This window comes from Mesorhizobium sp. M7A.F.Ca.AU.002.02.1.1 (assembly GCF_003998535.1).
GTDB classification, from domain to species: Bacteria; Pseudomonadota; Alphaproteobacteria; order Rhizobiales; family Rhizobiaceae; genus Mesorhizobium; species Mesorhizobium ciceri.
Map to the genome: position 1 here is coordinate 1 of NZ_RZPB01000777.1, position 2777 is coordinate 2777.

The window sequence follows — 2777 nt, forward strand, 5'->3', positions numbered from 1 at the left end:
GCCCATATTGGCGATTTCGCGGCTGCGCAGGTTGATCTCGGCCGGCGAGCCGGCGCCCTCGACGATGACCAGATCGGCGCCCTCGCCGACCTTGCCCCAGGAGTCCAGCACGGCGTCCATCAGCCGGCCCTTCATCGCCTGGTAGTCGCGCGCCCGCGCTTCCCCGAACATTTTGCCCTGCACGATGACCTGCGCGCCGACATCGGTCTGCGGCTTCAGCAGCACCGGGTTCATGTGGACCGATGGCGCGACACCGCAAGCGATCGCCTGCAGCCATTGCGCGCGGCCGATCTCACCGCCGCCGGCATTGTTGTCACCTGGAATTTCGGCGACGGCGGCATTGTTCGACATGTTCTGCGGCTTGAACGGCCGCACCTTCAGCCCACGCTTTTTTGCCGCGCGGCAGAGGCCGGCGACCAGCACGGTCTTGCCCACGTCGGAACCCGTGCCTTGCAGCATGATCGCTTTGGCCATCAGTCCCTGCCCTGCGCCACGGTTCCGGTGATATCGGATTTCTGCGCCAACGGCCCGCCGCGCCAGATGTACAGCGCCAGCAACGGGTCTTTGCCCGTGCGCATGGCGTGATTGACGTTGGAAGCGTGATGAACGACCTCGCCGGCCGTACGCATGCAAAAGCCGCTCTCGCCCATGCGCCATTCGGTGCCGCCGGTCAGCGGAATGTAGATTTCCTCGGCGACGTGATGGTGGTCGGGATAGACGATATCTGGTCCAAGAATCAGCAGGCCGGCGGCGGCCGCGTCATTGGCAAAGTGGCCACGTGTGCCGAACACTTCCAGCCAGCCGTAATTCTCGATGAACTCTTTCCCGAAGTCCGCCTCGCCATAAGTCTGCCCCCAGCGGAAATCATTCCGACGTTCGGCAAGCAGTTGCACCAGCGGCTTGGCATCCGGAGGCGCCAGTTCGGCGGCGCGATCGAGATGGCGCAGGCAGGCAAGCGGACGCGGCTCCAGCGTGCGAGCCGGCATGTCCCAGCCGATCCGGGCCACGGCATCGCGCATCAGGACGTGATCCACGGTCGCAAGGTATGCGTGGAACCGGCCCAGCAGTTCATCGAATTTTGTCGTCATATCTTGCTCCGGACATGCATTGATGCACAGCCGCTCCGCAGGGGATCGGGTTGCGCGGCGGCATCATTGGTCTAGATTGGTGCGCGCGCAAAGCCAAAAACAACAGGCCAGCGAGCTAGCTGGCCAGCACACAGGGAGCACGCCATGGACGCCGCGGTCGATGCGAGCACCAGCCAATTCGAACTCAACGAGGAGCAGCGCGCCATCCAGGAGATGGCGCAGGCCTTCGCCGCCGACCGTGTCGCACCGAATGCGCTCGATTGGGACCGCAACAAGCATTTCCCGGCCGACGTGATCCGCGAGACCGGTCCGCTCGGGCTCGGCGGCATCTATATCAGGGACGATGTCGGTGGCTCGGCACTTGGCCGGCTCGACGCCGTGCTGATCTTTGAGGCGCTGTCGCACGCCGATCCGGCCTTTTCGTCCTTCATCTCGATCCACAACATGGTGGCCTCGATGATCGACCGTTTCGGCAATGACGAACAGCGCCAGCGCTTCCTGCCCAAGCTCACTTCGATGGAATGGCTGGCCAGCTACTGCCTGACCGAGCCAGGCTCCGGCTCCGATGCCGCGGCGCTCAAGACCCGTGCGGTGAAGAGCGGCGGCGACTATGTGCTCAACGGCACCAAACAGTTCATCTCCGGCGCCGGCGACAGCGATGTCTATGCCGTCATGGTGCGCACCGGCGCGGACGGGCCGAAAGGCATTTCCACCATCGTCGTGCCCAGAGATGCGCCGGGCCTCTCCTTTGGGGCAAACGAGCACAAGATGGGCTGGCACATGCAGTCGACCCGCCAGGTCATCTTCGAGGATTGCAAGGTGCCGGCGGAGAACCTTCTGTCCGACGAAGGCGCTGGCTTCGGCATCGCCATGGCCGGGCTCGACGGCGGCCGGCTGAACATCGCCGCCTGTTCGCTGGGCGGCGCGCAGTCGGCGCTCGACAAGGCGCTGTCCTACACCGCCGAGCGCAAGGCTTTCGGCTCGAAGATCAATCAATTCCAGGCGCTGCAATTCAGGCTGGCCGACATGGAGACCGAGCTGCAGGCGGCGCGTATCTTCCTTTATGCCGCCGCCTCGAAGCTCGACCGCAAGGCGCCGGATGCTGGCAAATGGTCGGCGATGGCCAAGCGCTTCGTCACCGACACCGGCTTCAATGTCGCCAATGACGCACTGCAGCTGCTCGGCGGCTACGGCTACCTGCACGACTACGGCATCGAGAAACTGGTGCGGGACCTGCGCGTGCACCAGATCCTCGAAGGCACCAACGAGATCATGCGCGTCATCATCGCTCGCGCGCTGATTGGCCGTTGAAGCCAGCAACTCTGGGAGACAGACAATGACGACGATCGCCTTCATCGGCCTCGGCAATATGGGCAATCCAATGGCCGCCAATCTGGTCAAGGCCGGGCATGCGGTGAACGGTTTCGACCTCGTTCCGGAAAACCTCACCGTCGCCAAGGAACATGGCGTGACGATTATGGCGAATGCCTTGGCCGCGGTGAAGGATGCCGACGTGGTGATCACCATGCTGCCTGCAGGCAAGCATGTCCTCTCCGTCTACGAAGACATCGCGCCCAAGGCCAGGCAAGGCGCACTCTTTATCGATTCCTCGACCATCGACGTCGAGTCAGCCCGCAAAGCCCACGCCGTCGCCAGGAAGCACGCGCTGTCGTCGATCGATGCACCGGT

The 2777-nt window shown here is 63.8% G+C and carries 4 protein-coding genes; 2 read left to right on the forward strand and 2 right to left on the reverse strand.

Going from position 1 to position 2777, the window contains the following annotated elements; translation table 11 throughout:
• Together EN879_RS31090 and EN879_RS31095 are read right to left on the reverse strand one after the other, a co-directional pair.
• A partial coding sequence (locus EN879_RS31090) for an AAA family ATPase (protein WP_164774692.1) occupies positions 1-474 on the reverse strand: 474 nt, incomplete at its 3' end.
• Positions 474-1088 (reverse strand): dimethylsulfonioproprionate lyase family protein, encoded by a 615-nt coding sequence (locus EN879_RS31095; RefSeq protein ID WP_063168187.1) that lies wholly within the window; start codon positions 1086-1088, stop codon positions 474-476. The genes EN879_RS31095 and EN879_RS31090, both read right to left, overlap by 1 nt.
• Positions 1089-1232: 144 nt before the next feature.
• On the opposite strand from EN879_RS31095, the gene EN879_RS31100 reads away from it, so the two are divergent.
• Together EN879_RS31100 and EN879_RS31105 are read left to right on the forward strand one after the other, a co-directional pair.
• Positions 1233-2399 carry an isobutyryl-CoA dehydrogenase gene (locus tag EN879_RS31100; RefSeq protein ID WP_013531207.1) on the forward strand — a complete coding sequence of 389 codons (1167 nt, stop codon included), beginning with the start codon at positions 1233-1235 and terminating at the stop codon, positions 2397-2399.
• Between the two features lie 25 nt (positions 2400-2424).
• On the forward strand, positions 2425-2777 hold a 353-nt coding region (locus EN879_RS31105), incomplete at its 3' end, for an NAD(P)-binding domain-containing protein (protein WP_127274487.1).

Bases quoted from the DNA above. Each gene is read 5' to 3' on its own strand.
- EN879_RS31100 (WP_013531207.1), top strand. From the start codon at position 1,233: ATGGACGCCGCGGTCGATGCGAGCACCAGCCAATTCGAACTCAACGAG.
- EN879_RS31095 (WP_063168187.1), bottom strand. From the start codon at position 1,088: ATGACGACAAAATTCGATGAACTGCTGGGCCGGTTCCACGCATACCTT.